The sequence below is a fragment of the Xenophilus arseniciresistens genome (genome assembly GCF_028023875.1).
GTDB classification, from domain to species: Bacteria; Pseudomonadota; Gammaproteobacteria; order Burkholderiales; family Burkholderiaceae_C; genus Xenophilus; species Xenophilus arseniciresistens.
In genome coordinates this window covers 139,007-154,487 of the sequence record NZ_JAQIPB010000001.1, presented here as the reverse complement: position 1 = coordinate 154,487, position 15,481 = coordinate 139,007, and the positions used below count along the sequence as shown (strand labels likewise).

The window sequence follows — 15,481 nt, the reverse complement described above, 5'->3', positions numbered from 1 at the left end:
ATGCCGCTGAAGATCGCCATCGCCCACCACGCGACCGCCGGGCTCGCGCATGACGCCTGCGTGCTCGCCGACGCGCTGCTGGCCGCCCAGCCACAGGCGCGCGTGCTGGAATGGACGCTGCCGGACTGGGTCATGAGCGACGGCGGCCGCCCCATCGCGCCGCCACCGCAGCTGCAGGCCCATGCGCCTTTCGACCTGCTGTTCCTGCTGGAGCACGCGCACCCCAACGCGCCCCTTCTGGAGCGCAGCTTTGCGCGCCGCGTGATCCATGTGCCCAACCCCGAATGGCTGGGCGCGCAGGACGAAGCCGTGCTGCGCAGCGGCGCCATCGACGCCGTGCTGGCCAAGACCCGCCACGGCCATGCCCTGCTGCAGGGGCTGCTGGCGCAGGCGGGCACGGCCACAGGCCCGCGCCCGGCCTGCGTCTACACGGGCTGGACCTCGGCGGACCCCGGGCCTTCCGAACGCGTGGACCATGCCGCGCCGCCCACCGCCCTGCACGTGGCCGGCACCTCCTCGCAAAAGGGCAGCCAGGTGCTGCTGCAGGCCTGGCGCAGCCGGCCTGACCTTGCGCCGCTGACGCTGGCCGCGCAGGCAGGCGGCCCGCTGCGGCTGGACTTCGCATTGCAGGCCGCACCCAACCTCACGCTGCACCTGTCGGCGCTGGCGCCGCAGGCCCTGCGCGCGCTGCAGCGCCAGTCGGCGTTGCACCTGTGCCCCAGCGCGGCCGAGGGCTTCGGCCACACGCTCAACGAGGCACGCGCCGTGGGCGCCGTGCTGCTGACCACCGGCGCGCCGCCGATGGACGAGTTCGTGGTCGATGGCGTTAGCGGCCTGTGCATCCCGGTGCGCGCCGGCCAGAGCCAGCCGCATCACCGCTCGACCGCGTATTTCGTTCATGCCGACGACGTCTGCGCCACCGTGGAGCGCGCCCTGGCACTGAGCCCCGCGCAGCGCCAGCGCATGGGCCAGGCCGCCCGCGCGGCCTATGAACAGGAACGCGCGGCCTTCCACCAGCGCATGGCGCAGCTCATCGAGGCGCTTCATGGCGCACACCCATAATCTGCGCCATGTCCACTCATCGCACCGCACCCATCGTGAGCCTTCATCTTCTTTCCCGCACCCTGATGGCCGGCCTGGCGCTGGCCGGCGCCGCCGCCGCTGTGGCGCAGCAGCCCGCCGCGCCCGTCACCACGCCCAGCGGCCTGGTCTACCAGAGCCTCAAGGACGGCACCGGCGCCAGCCCCGCGGCCACCGACACGGTGCGCGTGCATTACCGCGGCACCTTCCCTGACAGCGGCAAGGAGTTCGACAGCTCCTACTCGCGCAACAAGCCCACGGAATTCCCGCTCAACGGCGTGATCCCCTGCTGGACCGAAGGCGTGCAGAAGATGAAGGTGGGCGGCAAGGCCAAGCTGGTGTGCCCGCCCGGCATCGCCTACGGCGCGCGCGGCGCCGGCGGCGGCGTGATCCCGCCCAACGCCACGCTGAACTTCGAGATCGAACTGCTGGACGTCAAGGGCCGCTGATCCCGGGGCCGCTGTTGCGGCCTTTCTTTTTTGGGGCGGAGTCGGCAGCGCGTGCCGCCCGGCCAGTCTGAGAAACACGGGGGAGGGGATGCCCGATTTTTCTTCCACTTCAAACGGCGCTGCGGCACTGCCCGCGCTGCTGGCCCAGCTTGAAGCCTCGCTGGCCGATGCGCATCTGAGCGACGACGAGCGGCGCGAGCTGGCGCAGGCCCTGCGCGAGGCCCAGCCGCCCGAAGACGGCCTGCGCCGCCTGCGCAACCGGGCCTTCGAGCTGGTGCGCGCCCACACGCAGGACGCCGCGCAACTGGCGCTGCTCAAGTGGCTCGAGGGTGTGGTGCGCGCCATCGACGTGGGGCGCGGCGCCGAGGGCGCGGCCCAGCCTTCGCAGGCCTTCTTCAGCCCTGGCCTCGATTGCCTGCGCGCCATCGTGCAGCAGCTGCGCGCGGCCAGGCACCGGGTGGAGCTGTGCGTGTTCACGCTGTCCGACGACCGCATCAGCGAAGAGGTGCTGGCCGCGCACCAGCGCGGCGTGGCCGTGCGGCTGATCACCGACAACGACAAGGAATTCGACGCGGGCAGCGACGTGGCGCGCCTGCGCCAGGCCGGCGTGCCCGTGCGCGTGGACCGCACCGACGCGCACATGCATCACAAGTTCGCCGTCTTCGACGCACAGCGCCTGCTCAACGGCAGCTACAACTGGACGCGCAGCGCCGCCAGCGTCAACGAAGAGAACCTCGTGCTCAGCGCCGAGCCCGTGCTGGTGCGCCGCTTCATGGACGAGTTCGACACGCTGTGGCAGCAGTTGAGGGACGCCCCGTGAGCCACCGACCCGCGCGACCGCGCCGCAGGCCTGGCGCGCGCGCTGGAGCCGCCGCGGGCCGACACGCGCATGCCCCCAAGTTCTGACGCGCGGGGCGCAGGCGCCAAAATGGTCCGATGAGCACCACGCCACAGCCCACTCCCCACGCCCCCGCCCTCGAAGTCCTGCCCCGCGACCTGTCGGCCTACCGGCAGGGCAATGTGGGCGTGGACTACGTGCATCGCTTCGAATCGGGCCGGCCCGGCCCGCATGTGCTGATCAACGCGCTCACGCACGGCAACGAGATCTGCGGCATGGCCGCGGCCACGCATCTGCTCGACACGGGCGTGCGGCCGCTGGTCGGCACGCTCACGGTGAGCTTTGCCAACGTGGCGGCCTATGAGAGCTTCGACATCGAGAAGCCTTATGAAAGCCGCCAGCTGGTCCACAACATGAATCGCATCTGGTCGGCCGAGTGGCTGGACGGCGCCGAGCACAGCCCCGAGCTGCAGCGCGCGCGCGAGATGCGCGCCGTGGTCGATGCGGCCGACCACATCCTCGACATCCATTCGACCAGCCAGGACGTGGTGCCCTTCTGGGTCTACCCCGGCCATGCGCGCAACGGCAAGGTGGCGCAGGCGCTGGGCCTGCCGCCCGTGCATTTGCTGATGCCGCAGGGCCTGGGCTCGGGCACCCCGCTGATCCAGTACGGCCGCCATGGCGACGACGGCCCGGGCCCCGGCGTGGCGCTGGTGGTCGAATGCGGCCAGCACTTCAGCCACGCGGCCTCCACCCTGGCCACGGCCGTGACGCTGGATTTCCTGGCGCACTTCGGCCTCGTCGAGCCGCGCCCGGGCCGTGCCCCGGCCGGCCCGCAGCGTCGCTTCGAGCTGCTGCAGACCCACATGGTCCACACCCCTGAGTTCCGCTTCGCGCGCCCGCTCGTGGGCTTCGAGACCTTTGCCAAGGACGAACTCATCGCCACCGACGGCGACGAGCGCCGCATCGTCTCTCCGTGCGACGACTGCACCGTCTTCATGCCCACGCGCGAGCCCATCGTGGGGCGCGAGGCGGTGTATCTGACGCGGCCGATCTGAGCGAATCCGCCGTCAGGACGCGTCCATTTTTCCGCCTCGACGAAGCGCGGCCTCAGCCCACCTCACCCAGCGCATCCCCCAGCGCATTGACCAGCCGGTCGATCTCGGCCTTTTCGCTGATGAAGGGCGGGGCGAGCTGGATGGTGTCGGCGCCGTAGCGCACGTAGAAGCCCTTCTTCCAGCAGGCCATGGCGATCTCGTACGGGCGCTTGGCGGGCTCGCCGGGCACGGGGTCGATGGTGATGCCCGCAGCCAGGCCGTGGTTGCGGATGTCCAGCACATGCCTGCGGCCCTTGAGGCTGTGCACGGCAGCCTCGAAGTGCGGCGCGAGCGCGCGCACGCGGCCCGGTCCGTCTTCGGCCACCAGCAGGTCCAGCGCAGCCACGCCGGCGGCGCAGGCCACGGGGTGGGCCGAGTAGGTGTAGCCGTGTGGGAACTCCACCAGGTACTCGGGGCCGCCCGCGTTCATGAAGGTGTCGTAGATCTCCTTGGTCGCCACCACGCCGCCCAGCGGCTGCGCGCCGTTGGTCACCTGCTTGGCGAAGTTCAGGATGTCGGGCACCACGCCAAAGGCCTCGGCGCCGGTCATGGCACCGCAGCGGCCAAAGCCCGTGATGACCTCGTCGAAGATCAGCAGGATGTTGTTCTGCGTGCAGATCTCGCGCAGGCGCTTGAGATAACCCACGGGCGGGATCACCACGCCGGCCGAGCCCGAGAAGGGCTCGACGATCACGGCCGCGATGTTCGACGCGTCGTGCAGCGCGATCATGTCCAGCAGGCGGTTGGCCAGCGCCTCGCCGCCTTCCTGCGGCATGCCCTTGATGAAGGAGCCCATGGCCGGCTGCGTGTGGGGCAGATGGTCGGCTTCCACGCCCTGGCCGAAGGTCTTGCGGTTGCCGCCGATGCCGCCCACCGAGATGCCGCCGAAGTTGACGCCGTGGTAGCCCTTCTCGCGGCCGATCAGGCGGGTCTTGCTGGCCTGGCCCTTCGCGCGCCAGTAGGCGCGGGCCAGCTTCAGCGAGGTGTCGGCCGATTCGGAGCCCGAGTCGGTGAAGAACACGTAGTCCAGGCCCTGGGGCATCAGGTCCTTGACCTTGTTGGCCAGTTCAAAGGACAGCGGATGCGCGAACTGGAAGGCCGGCGAATAGTCCAGCTTGCTGATCTGGCGCGCGACGGCCTCGCTGATCTCGGTGCGGCCATGGCCCAGGCCCGTGCACCACAGGCCCGAGAGGCCGTCGAAGATCCGGCGGCCGTCGGCGTCGGTGAAGTAGGCGCCCTTGCCCTCCACGATGATGCGCGGGTCGGCCTTGAACTGGCGGTTGCCGGTGAAGGGCATCCAGTGGGCTTCAAGCCAGGCAGCGTCCTTGCGCACGGCAGAGGGGGAGGAGTCGGTGGCAGTGAGAGTGCTCATGGTCGGCAGTCTTGAGGAGATTGAATGGGGCAGGGGGCGGCGCAGGGCGCCGAGGCCCTCGAAGTGTGCATTGTTGGGCCACTGATTTAGTGGCGAGAATGATGTTCCATCACATTTCACTTGCCAATCCGTGAAAGTAAACGAGGCCCCGGCCCAGGGTGGCGCAGACGCTGCGCCGCTGCGGCGTCTGCTGGGCCAGCTCAGCGACATGGACCTGCGCCTTCTGCGCGTGTTCAAGGCCGTGGCCGACTGCGGCGGCATGGCGGCGGCCGAGCTGGAACTGAACATCGGCATCTCCACCATCAGCCGGCATGTGAAGGACCTGGAAACGCGCCTGCGCCTGACCTTGTGCCGGCGCGGGCGCGCGGGCTTTGCGCTCACGCCCGACGGCCAGCGCGTCTACGAGCAGACGCTGAGCCTGCTCAGCGCGGTGGACGCCTTTCGCAGCGGCATCGCCGCCATTCACGGCCGGCTGGGCGGCGAGCTGGAACTGGCCCTGTTCGACAAGACCGCCAGCAACCCGCAGGCGCGCATCGCGCAGGCCATGGCCCGCTTTGCCGGGCAGGCGCCCGAAGTGCGGCTGAACGTGCATGTGGCCTCGCTCAACGCCATCGAGCGCGGGGTGATCGACGGGCGCTTCCACGTGGGGGTGATTCCGACCCACCGCGCCTCGGGCAGTCTGGCCTACGAAGACCTCTTTGGCGAAACCATGCAGCTCTATGCGGGTGCCGGGCATGCGCTGTTCAAGGGCGAGCCGCGGACCATGAACTGGACCCAGTTGCGCGGCCACGCCTTTGCCGGGCTGGGTTATCACTCGCCCAACATGCAGCTGGCCCATGCGCGGCAACTGGTGCGCACGGCCACGGGCTTCGACCAGGAATCCATCGCGCTGCTGATCCTGTCCGGCCGCTACCTGGGCTTTCTGCCCGACCACTATGCGGCCAGCTTCGTGGCGGAAGGCCGCATGCGGGCCGTGGCGCCGCAGCGCTTTCGCTATGACTGCCGCTTTGCCGCCATCTGGCGGCCTTCGCCCGAGCCCGGCCGGGCCACGGCGCTGTTCACGCAGTGCCTGGCGCAGGCGCACCGGCAGGCCGCGTAGGGCAGGGCGGGGTCAGCCGCCCTTCACGCGAATCTTTCCTTCCTTGACGTACTGCTCGTACTGCTGACGGGGCAGGGCCGCGGAGCCCACCACGTCTTCGTCGGCTTCCCAGCCCAGCGTGACGCTGTCGGGCGCTTCGTCCAGCGAAACGGGGCCTTCGGGAATGGTGATGGTGGCACCGTCTCCGGCCCTGAAGGTGACTTCGCCATGGATGGTGGCTTGGCGTGTGTGCATGCGTGTTCCTCTCTTTGCGGCCATGAAGGGCCAGTCGCTCCATTGCAGACCCGCGCCGCTGCCGCGGCTGTCGGACGGCGGCGCCAGCGCCTGCTGGCGCAGGGCGGTTCAGGGCGTGGGCACGGCAGGAGGCGCCGGCATGGCGGCAGGCCCGGCCCAGCCCTGGACGGCGCCGGCCAGCGCGTGCTGGCGCATCAGCTCCACAAAGCGCCGCAGCCGCGCCGGGTACTGGCGGGCATAGGGGTAGACCAGGTGCACGGGCAGCGACGCCGCCTGCCACTGCGGCACCAGATGCAGCAGCCGGCCGCTGGCCAGGTCTTCCTGCACCAGCCAGGCCGAGAACACGCCAACCCCCAGGCCCTGCAGCGCGGCCATGCGCAGCGGGTACAGGCTGTCGCTGGACAGGCGCGGGCGCAGGGCCAGCTCGCACAGCTCGCCGGTGCCGGCGTGCTGCAGCGTGATCTGGTGCCGGTAGTAGGTCTGGAAGGCCAGCCAGGGCAGGCCGGCCAGCTCGCGCGGATGCGCGGGCGGCGCAGCGCCGTCCAGCAGCGAAGGCGCGCCCAGCACGATGCGCGGCACCTCGGCCAGGCGGATGGCCACCACGGCCGGGTCCTGCACCTCGCCCACCTGGATCGCGCAGTCGATCCCCTGACCCACGAAATCGACCGGCTGGTCTTCCAGCAGCCATTCCACGTCCACCTCCGGCTGCGCCTGCAAAAAGGCCACCAGGGGCGCCACCAGCTGTGACTGGCCGAAGGCGTGGGGCACCACCACGCGCAGCAGGCCACTGGCCGAGCGCGCGGTGTCGTGCAGCTCGGCGGCCAGGGCGTCCCAGTCGGCGATGAGGGCCTTGGCCCGCGCGTAGCAGCGCGCGCCGTCCTCCGTCAGGTGCATGGCATGGGTGGAGCGCTGCAGCAGGCGCACGCCCAGCAGCCGCTCCAGCGCCTGCAGGCGCCGGCTCACCGTGGGCTGGGTGGACATCATCTGCGCCGCCGCAGCCGACAGGCTGCCCGCCTCGACGATGCGGACGAAGGTCTGCATCAGCGCCAGCCGGTCGGCCGCGGTGGAGGGGGTTTCGATGGCGGCTTTATTCATACGCCGAGCGTATATCAAATGTTCAAGAGGCTGCACTACCGCGCGTCAGCTGCCCTGGGCACACTACGAACCGTTCTTTGAGATAAGGGTAAATACCATGTCCAACATTCATGTGGCGCATGCCAAGCCGGGGGCGATGCCGGCTGCGATGGCCGCCGTCGCTGCGCCTGCCCCGGGCCTGACGCGCGGCCTGGTGCTGCTGCTGGCCGGTGGGGCGGGCCTGTCGGTGGCCTCGCTGTACTACGCCCAGCCCATGCTGGGGGTGCTGGGCCCGGAGGTGGGTGCCTCCGCCGGCACCGTGGGCCTGGTGCCCACGCTCACGCAACTGGGTTATGCGCTGGGCATCGCACTGCTGGCGCCGCTGGGCGATCGCCATGACCGGCGCAGCATCATCCTCGTCAAGGCCGCGGCACTGGGCGTGGCGCTGCTGCTGGCGGCGGCTGCGCCTTCGCTGGGCCTGCTGCTGGTCGCCAGCCTGGCCGTGGGGCTGGCCGCCACCATGGCGCAGGACATCGTGCCCGCGGCGGCCACGCTGGCACCCGAGGCGCAGCGCGGCAAGGTGGTGGGCATGGTGATGACCGGGCTGCTGCTGGGCATCCTGCTGTCCCGCGTTCTCAGCGGCTTCGTGGCCGCGCATTGGGGCTGGCGCGCCATGTTCGTGCTGGCGGCGGGCAGCATCGCCCTGGTGGGGGTGGCGGCCTGGCGCGGCCTGCCGCGCTTTGCGCCCAGCACGCGGCTGAGCTACGGCGCGCTGCTGGCTTCGCTGCTGCAGCTGTGGCGCAATCACGGCGCGCTGCGCCGCGCGGCCTGGGCGCAGGGCCTGCTGGCCGTGGGCTTCAGCGCCTTCTGGTCCACCCTGGCCGTGATGCTGCACGAGGCGCCTTTCCACCTGGGCAGCGCGGTGGCCGGGGCCTTTGGCCTGGCCGGCGCAGCCGGTGCGCTGGCTGCGCCGCTGGCCGGCCGGCTGGCCGACCGCCGCGGCACGGCCTGGGTGGCGCGCGGGGGGATCGTGCTGGCCCTGCTGTGCTTTGCCGCGATGGCCGCGATGCCGCTGCTGTCGCCCACGGGCCAACTGGTGCTGCTGGCCCTGAGCGCCCTGGGCTTCGACCTGGGCGTGCAGGCCACGCTGATCGCGCACCAGACGCTGGTGTTCGGCATCGATGCGGGGGCGCGCAGCCGGCTCAACGCGCTGCTCTTCGTGGGCATGTTCCTGGGCATGGCGGCCGGTGCCGGGCTGGGCGGGCTGCTGTTCGCCCACGGCGGCTGGCTGGCCGTGACGCTGCTGGCCGTGCTGTCTTCGCTGCTGGCGCTGGGCGTGCGGCTGTGGCCGGGGGCGTTGCGCTGAGCCGCCGTGCACATCACAAGCGAAAAAAGGCCCACCGGCGGCGGTGGGCCTTCGTCCGTGTGCGGGCGCGCCGGCTGTTGGTCAGAGGCGGGCGACCAGTTCGCCGAGCTGGTCGGCGCAGATGCCCCAGCCTTCGTGAAAGCCCATCTTCTCGTGGGTCTCGCGGTCGGCCGCGCTCCAGTGCCGCGCGCGGGCGGTGTAGCGCGTCTTGCCTTCGCCCTCGGGCTCGAAGCTGACGATGGCGACCATCTTGATCGGCTGCGGATCGGCCGGCTGCCAGCCCGGCGTGAAGGCGTTGGTGCTCACCAGCAGCCGGTTGGGCACGATCTCCAGGAACACGCCGTCGTTGGGGTACTCGTTGCCATCCGGGTCCTGCATGACCACCAGTGCACGGCCGCCGGGGCGCAGGTCGTGTTCCACGCGGGCGATGCTCCAGGGCTTGGGAACGAACCACTGCTTGAGCAGCTCGGGGTCGGTCCAGGCGCGGAACAGCTTCTCGGGCGGTGCGTCGTACAGGCGCGTCAGGCTCAGTTCAAAAGCGTCGTCCGTGGCGACGTTGCGGCAGGGATCGGCAGCGGTATCGGTCATCGGGAACTCCTTGGGTAACAGTTGGGCAAGGGACGAGGAAACAGGGGAAAAAGCTTCACGGGGCGCGGCGAAGCCGCCTGGGGGCGAACGCCTATCCTGCGTTCAGGATCATCTGGAAGCCGCCATAGATCAGGCGCTTGCCGTCGAAAGGCATGGGGTTGGCTTCACTGGACAGCCGCGCATCGTTCATGAGCCTGGGCCAGGCCTCGTCGCGCACGGCCTTGCTGGGCCAGGTGACCCAGGAGAAGACCACCGCCTCCTCGGGCTCGCGCTTGACGGCCAGGGTGAAGGAGGTCAGCTTGCCCTCGGGCACGTCGTCGCCCCAGCATTCCACGGCGCCAAGCGCGCCATATTCCTTGAACACCTCGGCGGCCGCGCGCGCATGGGCAAGGTAGCTTTCCTTGTTCGCGGTCGGCACGGCGGCCACGAATCCATCGACATAGGGAAGGGTCTTCATTGGGCTCTCCGGTTGCGCGGGGATGAGGAAGTGCTGCTGCGTACCGCCCGCAACGGCAGCAGCGATTCGACGTGTTGGCGCAGGAAGTCGACGCTGCGCCTTGCGAATTCGGCATGGCCCTGGGCCTTGGCCAGCACGAAGGCGCCCTGCAGCACGGCCTGGGTGTAGAGGGCCAGGTCCTGGGGCTGCCAGTCGGCCTGCGGCGCATGCACGGCCTTGGCTTCGGCAATGTCCAGGGCGACGGTGCGCGCGTGCCCTTCGATGCCGTTGCGGCAGGCATCGCGGATCTGCGGATGCGTGGCGTAGGCCTCCTGCACCATGGTGCCCAGCAGGCAGGTGAAGTCAGCCAGTTCGCCCTCGAGCATCTGCCCGCGCAGTTCGATGTAGGCCAGCACGCGTTCGCGCGCGGAGGGCAGGCGGTGGTAGTCGGCCCCGGCGAAGAAGGCGCCGGTGCCGTCGTTCCAGTGATGCGTGGCCATCACGGCCAGCTCTTCCTTGCCCTTGAAGTGATGGAAGAAGCTGCCCTTGGTCACGCCCGCGGCGGCGCAGATCTCGTCCACCGTGGTGGCGTGATAGCCCTTGGTGCGGATGACCTGCAGCGCGGCGTCCAGCAGTCGGGTGCGGGCCGGCGGCGTGGAGGGCTCGGAAGAAGAAATGGAGGCGGGGGAAGTGGACATGGCCATACTGCTTGGTATGGCTGTCGACTATACATACCTTTCGGTATGCATCAACTTTTTATTTGTAACTTCGGCGGGCCGGGCGGCTGCGTTCAGATGCTCGGTGCGCGCGCCGGGGCTCAGTCCGGCAGCGGCTGATCGTGCAGCGGCCCTGCTTCATCTGCCACCACGCGGTTGCGGCCTGCCGCCTTGGCCGCATAGAGCGCCCGGTCGGCCGCGCCCAGCCAGGCGGTTACGGTGGGCCGCGATGCATGCAGCGTTGCCAGACCGATCGACACCGTGACCGGCGCCGCCGGCCCCACGCCGGGCAGCACCAGGGCCGCGACCTCGGCCCGCACGGCTTCGGCCACGCGCGCCGGCTGCGGATGGGCGGGCAGCAGCACGGCCATCTCCTCGCCACCGAAACGCGCGGCAAGGCCGCCTTCGGCCTCGGCCACGGCGCGCACTGCGGCGGCCACACGGATCAGGCACTCGTCGCCGGCCTGGTGGCCGTGCAGGTCGTTGAAGCGCTTGAAGTGGTCCACGTCGATCATCATCAGCGCCGGCGCCGGCTCGTCGGGCGGGGGCTCGGTGGCCACGGCCTGCTGCAGACGCGCGTCGAGCGCGCGCCGGTTGGCCAGGCCGGTGAGCGCATCGTGGCTGGCCAGTTGCGAGAGCTGGAGGTTGGCCAGCTCCAGCGCGTCGCGCGTCTGCAGCAGCGCATGCTCGGCCACGCTGCGCCGGCGTACGGCGCGCACCACGTAGCTGCCCGTGGCGCCCACGATCAGGCACAGCACCAGCGTCCAGGCCGTCTGCAGGAAGGCGCTGGTGCGCCAGTCGCGCATGATTTCCTCGTGCGACAGGGCCACCGTCACGTACAGCGGCAGGTTGCGCGCATGCTGGAAGCTGACCAGCCGGTGCTCGCCGTCCAGCGGCGACGCTGCTTCGTAGGTGCCGCGCTGCGCTGCCGAGAGCCTCTGAAAGACGGACGAACTGGCCAGGCTCGCGCCCAGATCCTGCTCGCGCAGCGGCCAGCGCGTGAGCACCTGCCCATCGCGCCGGCCCAGCAGGATCGCGCCGCGGTCGCCCACCTCGTAGGCGGCCAGCATCTGGGCCAGCCGGTCCACGCTCACGGTGGCCATCACCACGCCGGCAAAGCGGCCGTAGGGGTCGTTGAGCCGGCGCGAGACCGGCACCAGCCAGCGCTGGCCGATGCGGCCGCGCACGGGCGCGCCGATGCGGATGCGTTCGCTGTCCGAGTCGCGGTGCTCGCGGAAATACTCGCGGTCACTGCTGCTGGCGTCAGACGGCAGCTGGGCCTGCGAATGGGCGCGCCAGCGGCCCTGTGCGTCGATCACGAACAGGCCGTCCAGGTGGTCGAGCTGCGCCACCTCGTGGACCAGTTGGGGCTGCAGGTCCTGCAGCGTGTCGCGCTCCAGGTCGCGCCGGTCCAGCTCGAACACCAGGCTGGCCAGCACGTGGCCGGTTTCGCCGAAGAGCGCGTCCATCTGCTGGGCCACGGCGCGCGCCAGGTTCTCGTTGCCCATGCGGGCCTGCTCCAGCTCCTGGTCGCGCGTGATCAGCAGGACCCAGCCGTTGGCCGCCAGCATCACCACGCACACGAAGATCACGAAGAAGCGCACCAGCCGCACCACACCGCGCTCGCGAGACAGGCGGGTGACGTTGCGCAGGGTGGGCAGGATCGGCGGCACGGGCAGAGACAGGCGGGAAGGGCGATCAGCTGTCGATGAACAGCGCCGGATCGACCATGGTGCGGTTGAGCATCACGCCCCAGTGCAGGTGCGGGCCCGTCACGCGGCCCGTGGCGCCGACGGCGCAGAAGGGCTGGCCGGCGGCCAGCGTGTCGCCGACCTGCACGTCGACGCGGCTGAGGTGGCAGTACATGCTCAGCAGCCCGCCGCCATGGTCCAGCCACACGGTGCCGCCGTTGAAGAAGTAGTCGCCGGTGTCGATCACGCGCGCCGGCAGGGGCGCACGCACTTCGGTGCCCGTGGGGGCCGCGATGTCCATGCCGCTGTGCGGGTTGCGCGCCTGGCCATTGAACACGCGCCGCAGGCCGAAGGAGCTGGAGCGCCGGCCCGGCACGGGCACGCGCATCTGCAGCTCGCCCGCGCGCACCGCGGCGCTGGGCGCCGTCCAGGTGCGCATCACCTGGGCCTGGTGGTCGCGCTCGCGCTCGTAGCGTGCCTGGTCGGCGGCCGAGAGGTCCACCGTGCGCGGCGCCACCTTCAGGTGCTGCTCGCTGTAGCGCTTGGGCGCGATGCGGAAGGCCAGGCGCCGCTCGCCCACCTGCACGCTGGCTTCACCCGCCGTCGCGGCCAGCGGGATGCCCACCAGCGCGGTCCATTCGATGGCGTCGCCGATGACCAGCACGGGCACCCGCGCATCGCCCTGCGAGCGCATGGACACCGCAGGCGGCTCGTCGGAGGGCCCCAGCGACAGCCGCGCCACGCCACCCGGCACGGCCGACTCCTGGGGCCACAGCACGGGCGCGGCCGGTGCCTGGCGCGGCCCCCGGGACGGTGCCGCCACCAGCGGCGGGGCCATCAGGGCGGCGGCGGCGCCGAGCAGCCAGTCGCGTCGGCGGGTGGGAGGCACAGGAGATGGGGAAGGGAAGTCGGGCGCAATCTTTGTCATCTGACTGTGCATTCTGCCCCGCGGGGCTTGCCGCGGTGTTGACGCGGCCTGTCGCCCTCGCTGCGGCAGGGCGCGCGTGGGTTTCAGGCCTGCAGCACCGCCTGCACTTCCCACTGCCCGGGCGCCAGTCCCTGCAGCGTGTACGGCCCGATGGCGGCGCGGATCAGCCGCAGCGTCGGGTGGCCCACGGCGGCCGTCATGCGCCGCACCTGTCGGTTGCGCCCTTCACGGATCGCCAGTTCCAGCCAGCAGTCGGGAATGTTCGCGCGCACGCGGATCGGCGGATCGCGCGGCCACAGGCCCGCGGGCGCGGCCATGCGCCGCACGCGCGCCGGCCGCGTCGGCCCGTCGTTGAGCTGCACGCCCGTGCGCAGGGCCTCCAGCGCGGCCTCGCTGGGCTCGCCTTCCACCTGCACCCAGTACACCTTCTCCATCTTGAAGCGCGGATCGGCAATGCGCGCCTGCAGCGCGCCGTCGCTGGTCAGCAGCAGCAGCCCTTCGCTGTCCGCATCCAGCCGCCCGGCCACATACACGCCCGGCAGGTCGATCCAGTCGCCGAGCCCGCGCCAGCGCCCCTCGGGCGTGAACTGGCTCAGCACGCCATAGGGTTTGAGGAAACGGATCAGGCGGGGAGGGCGGGGCGACATGGGGCGGGCAGCATAGCCTGCGCTGCCGCCGGCGGGCATCAGCGCACGCGCTCCGACTCCACCACCATGTCCAGCACCAGCGCGTGGCTCGGCGCATCGGCCGGCAACTGGCCGTTGCGCGCCGTCGAATAGCGCTTCACGCGCAACACGTTGCGGATGCCGGCTTCATGTCGATAACCCTCGATGCCGCCCTGCAGGATGCGCCAGTCGCCCACCACCTGCTGGCGCCCGCCCGCGTCGTAGCGCAGCTCGCGCACGCGCAGGCACATCGCGTCGCGCATCAGCGGGTGGTTGCAGGAAACCTGCTGCGGCGCCACCTCGAAGAAGACCTGCTCGCCCGCAGAACCGTGGCGCGTGGCCGGCGTGGGCTGGCCCAGCAGCTGCCATCGGCTGCCATCGGCGAAAGCAAGCGCGAGCGTGGGCTTGCCGGTGGGCTGTGCGGTGCCCAGCGTGTATCCCCGTGCGCGCGGCAGTTGGGCCGCCACGCGCTGCTCCAGCGCCATCAGCCCGGGCTCGGCGCAGGCCTTCTTGGTCGATACGGGAGCCTCCACCTTCATCGCCGCCCCCTCCACCCGGTAAGCCGCACCCAGCACGTTGCACAGATTGCGCACCGCCAGCCGCTGCTCCTGAAAGTCCAGCTGCAGCGCCGGCCGGTTGGGCTGGCGCCATTGGCGGGCGGGCTGTCCGTCGGCATCGAAGGCGGCGATCAGTTGCCAGTGATGAGCTTCGAGTACGCCAACGGCGTCGTCAGCGCCGGGTGGTGTGGCGCTGCATGCCGTCATGAGCGCGGTGAGGAGAAGGGCGGGGAGGGCGTGGCTGGCACGGCGAAGGTGAAGTGGCATACGACGAGTTTTTTTCAAGAATGTGTGGACCGGGCGGGGCAGCAGGCAAGTGTCATGCGGTCGGCTGCAGCAATTGCGGCAGGTATTCCTCCACCAAGCGCGCCACTGTGTCGGCTTGCAGGTGGTCGCGCTCCACCTTGAGGGGGTCCCGGTCCGGCTGCTGGCCGAGCCAGCGCTTGAACTTCACGAAGGCCAGCGGATGCACCGTGTGCATGCGCGCCATCTGGCCGCTGGCGGCCACCACGATGGCCGAAAAACGCTGCGCACTCACCAACTGCTCGGCGTTGCGGGCCTGCACGACCCAGAAGTCCTCTTCGGTTTCGCTCAGGTGCGCCGGATGGGGATCCTGCTCCTGCTGCTCGCGCCGCAGGATGTCGACCTCGAAGCCCTGGCTGTTCACGGCGGTGTACAGCTGGCCCTGCACCAGCGCGAAGCTCTTGTCGACCTTGCGAAGCAGCGCAAGCATGGAGGAGTCCAGGCGCTTGAGCTGCGTGGCGAGCTTGAATCGCTTGCGCGTGTCCCACAGCAGGTCCACGTCGCGCGTGGCCACGGCCGCGCTTTCCACGCGCACCCCTGCAGCCGCTTCATAGGCGTAGACGGCATGCGTGCCGACCACGGTGAAGTGCTGCGCCACGCCCTGGTCGTGCAGCATGTTCAGGATGTCGACCACCACCGCAGGCACCCGGCCCACATAGAGCGCGCGGTTCAGGCGCTGGTGCCGCTGCACCGTGGTCTTCAAGGCTTTGAGTCGGGCTTCGGCCTCGGCCTTGCGCGCCGCAAAGCTGCGCTGCATGGCCTCGGTTTCGGCGCTGCGCGGCCCCAGGCTTTTCTGCGCATTGCCGGCCGAGGTGCGGATCAGGTACTCGCTGCCATTGACGGTCTTCCAGTACATGCCGCCCCGTACGGTGGCCGCTTGCGCCTGGGCCGCCTCCAGGGCTTCAAAGGCGGCACGCGCGTCGATGTACTGGCGCCGTGCATCGTCGCCGATGTCCTGGAAAGGCTGCGTTTTCCGTTGATTCATTGA

Annotated in this window: 17 protein-coding genes; 6 read left to right on the top strand and 11 right to left on the bottom strand. The window is 70.5% G+C overall.

Annotated elements, in window-relative coordinates:
• From PGB34_RS00660 to PGB34_RS00645, 4 genes are all read left to right on the top strand, one after another.
• Positions 1-1,062 (top strand): glycosyltransferase, encoded by a 1,062-nt coding sequence (locus tag PGB34_RS00660; protein ID WP_271426137.1) that lies wholly within the window; start codon positions 1-3, stop codon positions 1,060-1,062.
• Between the two features lie 65 nt (positions 1,063-1,127).
• The gene (locus PGB34_RS00655; RefSeq protein ID WP_271426876.1) at positions 1,128-1,529 is read left to right on the top strand and encodes an FKBP-type peptidyl-prolyl cis-trans isomerase; all 402 of its coding nucleotides are present in this window, start codon (positions 1,128-1,130) and stop codon (positions 1,527-1,529) included.
• Between the two features lie 88 nt (positions 1,530-1,617).
• Complete coding sequence (locus PGB34_RS00650; RefSeq protein WP_271426136.1) at positions 1,618-2,349, top strand: phospholipase D-like domain-containing protein; 732 nt, start codon at positions 1,618-1,620, stop codon at positions 2,347-2,349.
• 116 nt (positions 2,350-2,465) lie between these two features.
• A complete protein-coding gene (locus PGB34_RS00645) occupies positions 2,466-3,425 on the top strand; it encodes a M14 family metallopeptidase (protein WP_271426135.1) in 960 nt (319 codons plus the stop codon).
• Between the two features lie 52 nt (positions 3,426-3,477).
• Here PGB34_RS00645 and PGB34_RS00640 read toward each other — a convergent pair whose 3' ends face one another.
• Positions 3,478-4,836, bottom strand: a complete 1,359-nt coding sequence (locus PGB34_RS00640) for an aspartate aminotransferase family protein (RefSeq protein ID WP_271426134.1) — start codon at positions 4,834-4,836, stop codon at positions 3,478-3,480.
• Positions 4,837-5,044: 208 nt separating this feature from the next.
• Here PGB34_RS00640 and PGB34_RS00635 point away from each other — a divergent pair, with 208 nt between their 5' ends.
• A complete protein-coding gene (locus tag PGB34_RS00635; RefSeq protein WP_271426875.1) occupies positions 5,045-5,935 on the top strand; it encodes a LysR family transcriptional regulator in 891 nt (296 codons plus the stop codon).
• A gap of 12 nt (positions 5,936-5,947) precedes the next feature.
• On the opposite strand, the gene PGB34_RS00630 is transcribed toward PGB34_RS00635, so the two are convergent.
• Together PGB34_RS00630 and PGB34_RS00625 are read right to left on the bottom strand one after the other, a co-directional pair.
• On the bottom strand, positions 5,948-6,169 hold the full coding sequence (locus PGB34_RS00630) for a hypothetical protein (RefSeq protein WP_271426133.1): 222 nt from the start codon (positions 6,167-6,169) through the stop codon (positions 5,948-5,950).
• A 108-nt stretch (positions 6,170-6,277) separates the two neighbouring features.
• Positions 6,278-7,264: a LysR family transcriptional regulator gene (locus PGB34_RS00625; protein WP_271426132.1), complete on the bottom strand. Its 987-nt coding sequence runs from the start codon at positions 7,262-7,264 to the stop codon at positions 6,278-6,280.
• 97 nt (positions 7,265-7,361) lie between these two features.
• On the opposite strand from PGB34_RS00625, the gene PGB34_RS00620 reads away from it, so the two are divergent.
• Positions 7,362-8,609 carry an MFS transporter gene (locus tag PGB34_RS00620; protein WP_408647803.1) on the top strand — a complete coding sequence of 416 codons (1,248 nt, stop codon included), beginning with the start codon at positions 7,362-7,364 and terminating at the stop codon, positions 8,607-8,609.
• 81 nt (positions 8,610-8,690) lie between these two features.
• Here PGB34_RS00620 and PGB34_RS00615 read toward each other — a convergent pair whose 3' ends face one another.
• The 8 genes from PGB34_RS00615 to PGB34_RS00580 form a co-directional block, all read right to left on the bottom strand.
• On the bottom strand, positions 8,691-9,197 hold the full coding sequence (locus PGB34_RS00615) for an SRPBCC family protein (protein ID WP_271426131.1): 507 nt from the start codon (positions 9,195-9,197) through the stop codon (positions 8,691-8,693).
• Between the two features lie 91 nt (positions 9,198-9,288).
• The gene (locus tag PGB34_RS00610) at positions 9,289-9,654 is read right to left on the bottom strand and encodes a DUF1428 domain-containing protein (RefSeq protein WP_271426130.1); all 366 of its coding nucleotides are present in this window, start codon (positions 9,652-9,654) and stop codon (positions 9,289-9,291) included.
• Positions 9,651-10,331: a TetR/AcrR family transcriptional regulator gene (locus PGB34_RS00605; protein ID WP_271426129.1), complete on the bottom strand. Its 681-nt coding sequence runs from the start codon at positions 10,329-10,331 to the stop codon at positions 9,651-9,653. The genes PGB34_RS00610 and PGB34_RS00605 overlap by 4 nt, the downstream gene beginning before the upstream one ends.
• A gap of 119 nt (positions 10,332-10,450) precedes the next feature.
• On the bottom strand, positions 10,451-12,022 hold the full coding sequence (locus PGB34_RS00600; protein ID WP_271426128.1) for a sensor domain-containing diguanylate cyclase: 1,572 nt from the start codon (positions 12,020-12,022) through the stop codon (positions 10,451-10,453).
• A gap of 25 nt (positions 12,023-12,047) precedes the next feature.
• Positions 12,048-12,968 (bottom strand): peptidoglycan DD-metalloendopeptidase family protein, encoded by a 921-nt coding sequence (locus tag PGB34_RS00595; RefSeq protein WP_408647802.1) that lies wholly within the window; start codon positions 12,966-12,968, stop codon positions 12,048-12,050.
• 83 nt (positions 12,969-13,051) lie between these two features.
• The gene (locus tag PGB34_RS00590) at positions 13,052-13,654 is read right to left on the bottom strand and encodes a pseudouridine synthase (protein ID WP_408647801.1); all 603 of its coding nucleotides are present in this window, start codon (positions 13,652-13,654) and stop codon (positions 13,052-13,054) included.
• A complete protein-coding gene (locus PGB34_RS00585) occupies positions 13,654-14,397 on the bottom strand; it encodes an META and DUF4377 domain-containing protein (protein ID WP_271426126.1) in 744 nt (247 codons plus the stop codon). The genes PGB34_RS00590 and PGB34_RS00585 overlap by 1 nt, the downstream gene beginning before the upstream one ends.
• Before the next feature lie 112 nt (positions 14,398-14,509).
• Positions 14,510-15,478, bottom strand: a complete 969-nt coding sequence (locus PGB34_RS00580) for a GSU2403 family nucleotidyltransferase fold protein (RefSeq protein ID WP_271426125.1) — start codon at positions 15,476-15,478, stop codon at positions 14,510-14,512.
• Positions 15,479-15,481 lie beyond the last annotated feature (3 nt).

Excerpts from the sequence above, each read along its gene's own strand:
- PGB34_RS00625 (WP_271426132.1), bottom strand. The coding sequence starts at position 7,264 with ATGAATAAAGCCGCCATCGAAACCCCCTCCACCGCGGCCGACCGGCTG.
- PGB34_RS00585 (WP_271426126.1), bottom strand. The coding sequence starts at position 14,397 with ATGACGGCATGCAGCGCCACACCACCCGGCGCTGACGACGCCGTTGGC.
- PGB34_RS00650 (WP_271426136.1), top strand. The coding sequence starts at position 1,618 with ATGCCCGATTTTTCTTCCACTTCAAACGGCGCTGCGGCACTGCCCGCG.
- PGB34_RS00655 (WP_271426876.1), top strand. The coding sequence starts at position 1,128 with ATGGCCGGCCTGGCGCTGGCCGGCGCCGCCGCCGCTGTGGCGCAGCAG.
- PGB34_RS00610 (WP_271426130.1), bottom strand. The coding sequence starts at position 9,654 with ATGAAGACCCTTCCCTATGTCGATGGATTCGTGGCCGCCGTGCCGACC.
- PGB34_RS00615 (WP_271426131.1), bottom strand. The coding sequence starts at position 9,197 with ATGACCGATACCGCTGCCGATCCCTGCCGCAACGTCGCCACGGACGAC.
- PGB34_RS00595 (WP_408647802.1), bottom strand. The coding sequence starts at position 12,968 with ATGACAAAGATTGCGCCCGACTTCCCTTCCCCATCTCCTGTGCCTCCC.
- PGB34_RS00640 (WP_271426134.1), bottom strand. The coding sequence starts at position 4,836 with ATGAGCACTCTCACTGCCACCGACTCCTCCCCCTCTGCCGTGCGCAAG.
- PGB34_RS00645 (WP_271426135.1), top strand. The coding sequence starts at position 2,466 with ATGAGCACCACGCCACAGCCCACTCCCCACGCCCCCGCCCTCGAAGTC.
- PGB34_RS00590 (WP_408647801.1), bottom strand. The coding sequence starts at position 13,654 with ATGCCCGCCGGCGGCAGCGCAGGCTATGCTGCCCGCCCCATGTCGCCC.
- PGB34_RS00660 (WP_271426137.1), top strand. The coding sequence starts at position 1 with ATGCCGCTGAAGATCGCCATCGCCCACCACGCGACCGCCGGGCTCGCG.
- PGB34_RS00580 (WP_271426125.1), bottom strand. The coding sequence starts at position 15,478 with ATGAATCAACGGAAAACGCAGCCTTTCCAGGACATCGGCGACGATGCA.
- PGB34_RS00630 (WP_271426133.1), bottom strand. The coding sequence starts at position 6,169 with ATGCACACACGCCAAGCCACCATCCATGGCGAAGTCACCTTCAGGGCC.
- PGB34_RS00635 (WP_271426875.1), top strand. The coding sequence starts at position 5,045 with ATGGACCTGCGCCTTCTGCGCGTGTTCAAGGCCGTGGCCGACTGCGGC.
- PGB34_RS00605 (WP_271426129.1), bottom strand. The coding sequence starts at position 10,331 with ATGTCCACTTCCCCCGCCTCCATTTCTTCTTCCGAGCCCTCCACGCCG.
- PGB34_RS00620 (WP_408647803.1), top strand. The coding sequence starts at position 7,362 with ATGTCCAACATTCATGTGGCGCATGCCAAGCCGGGGGCGATGCCGGCT.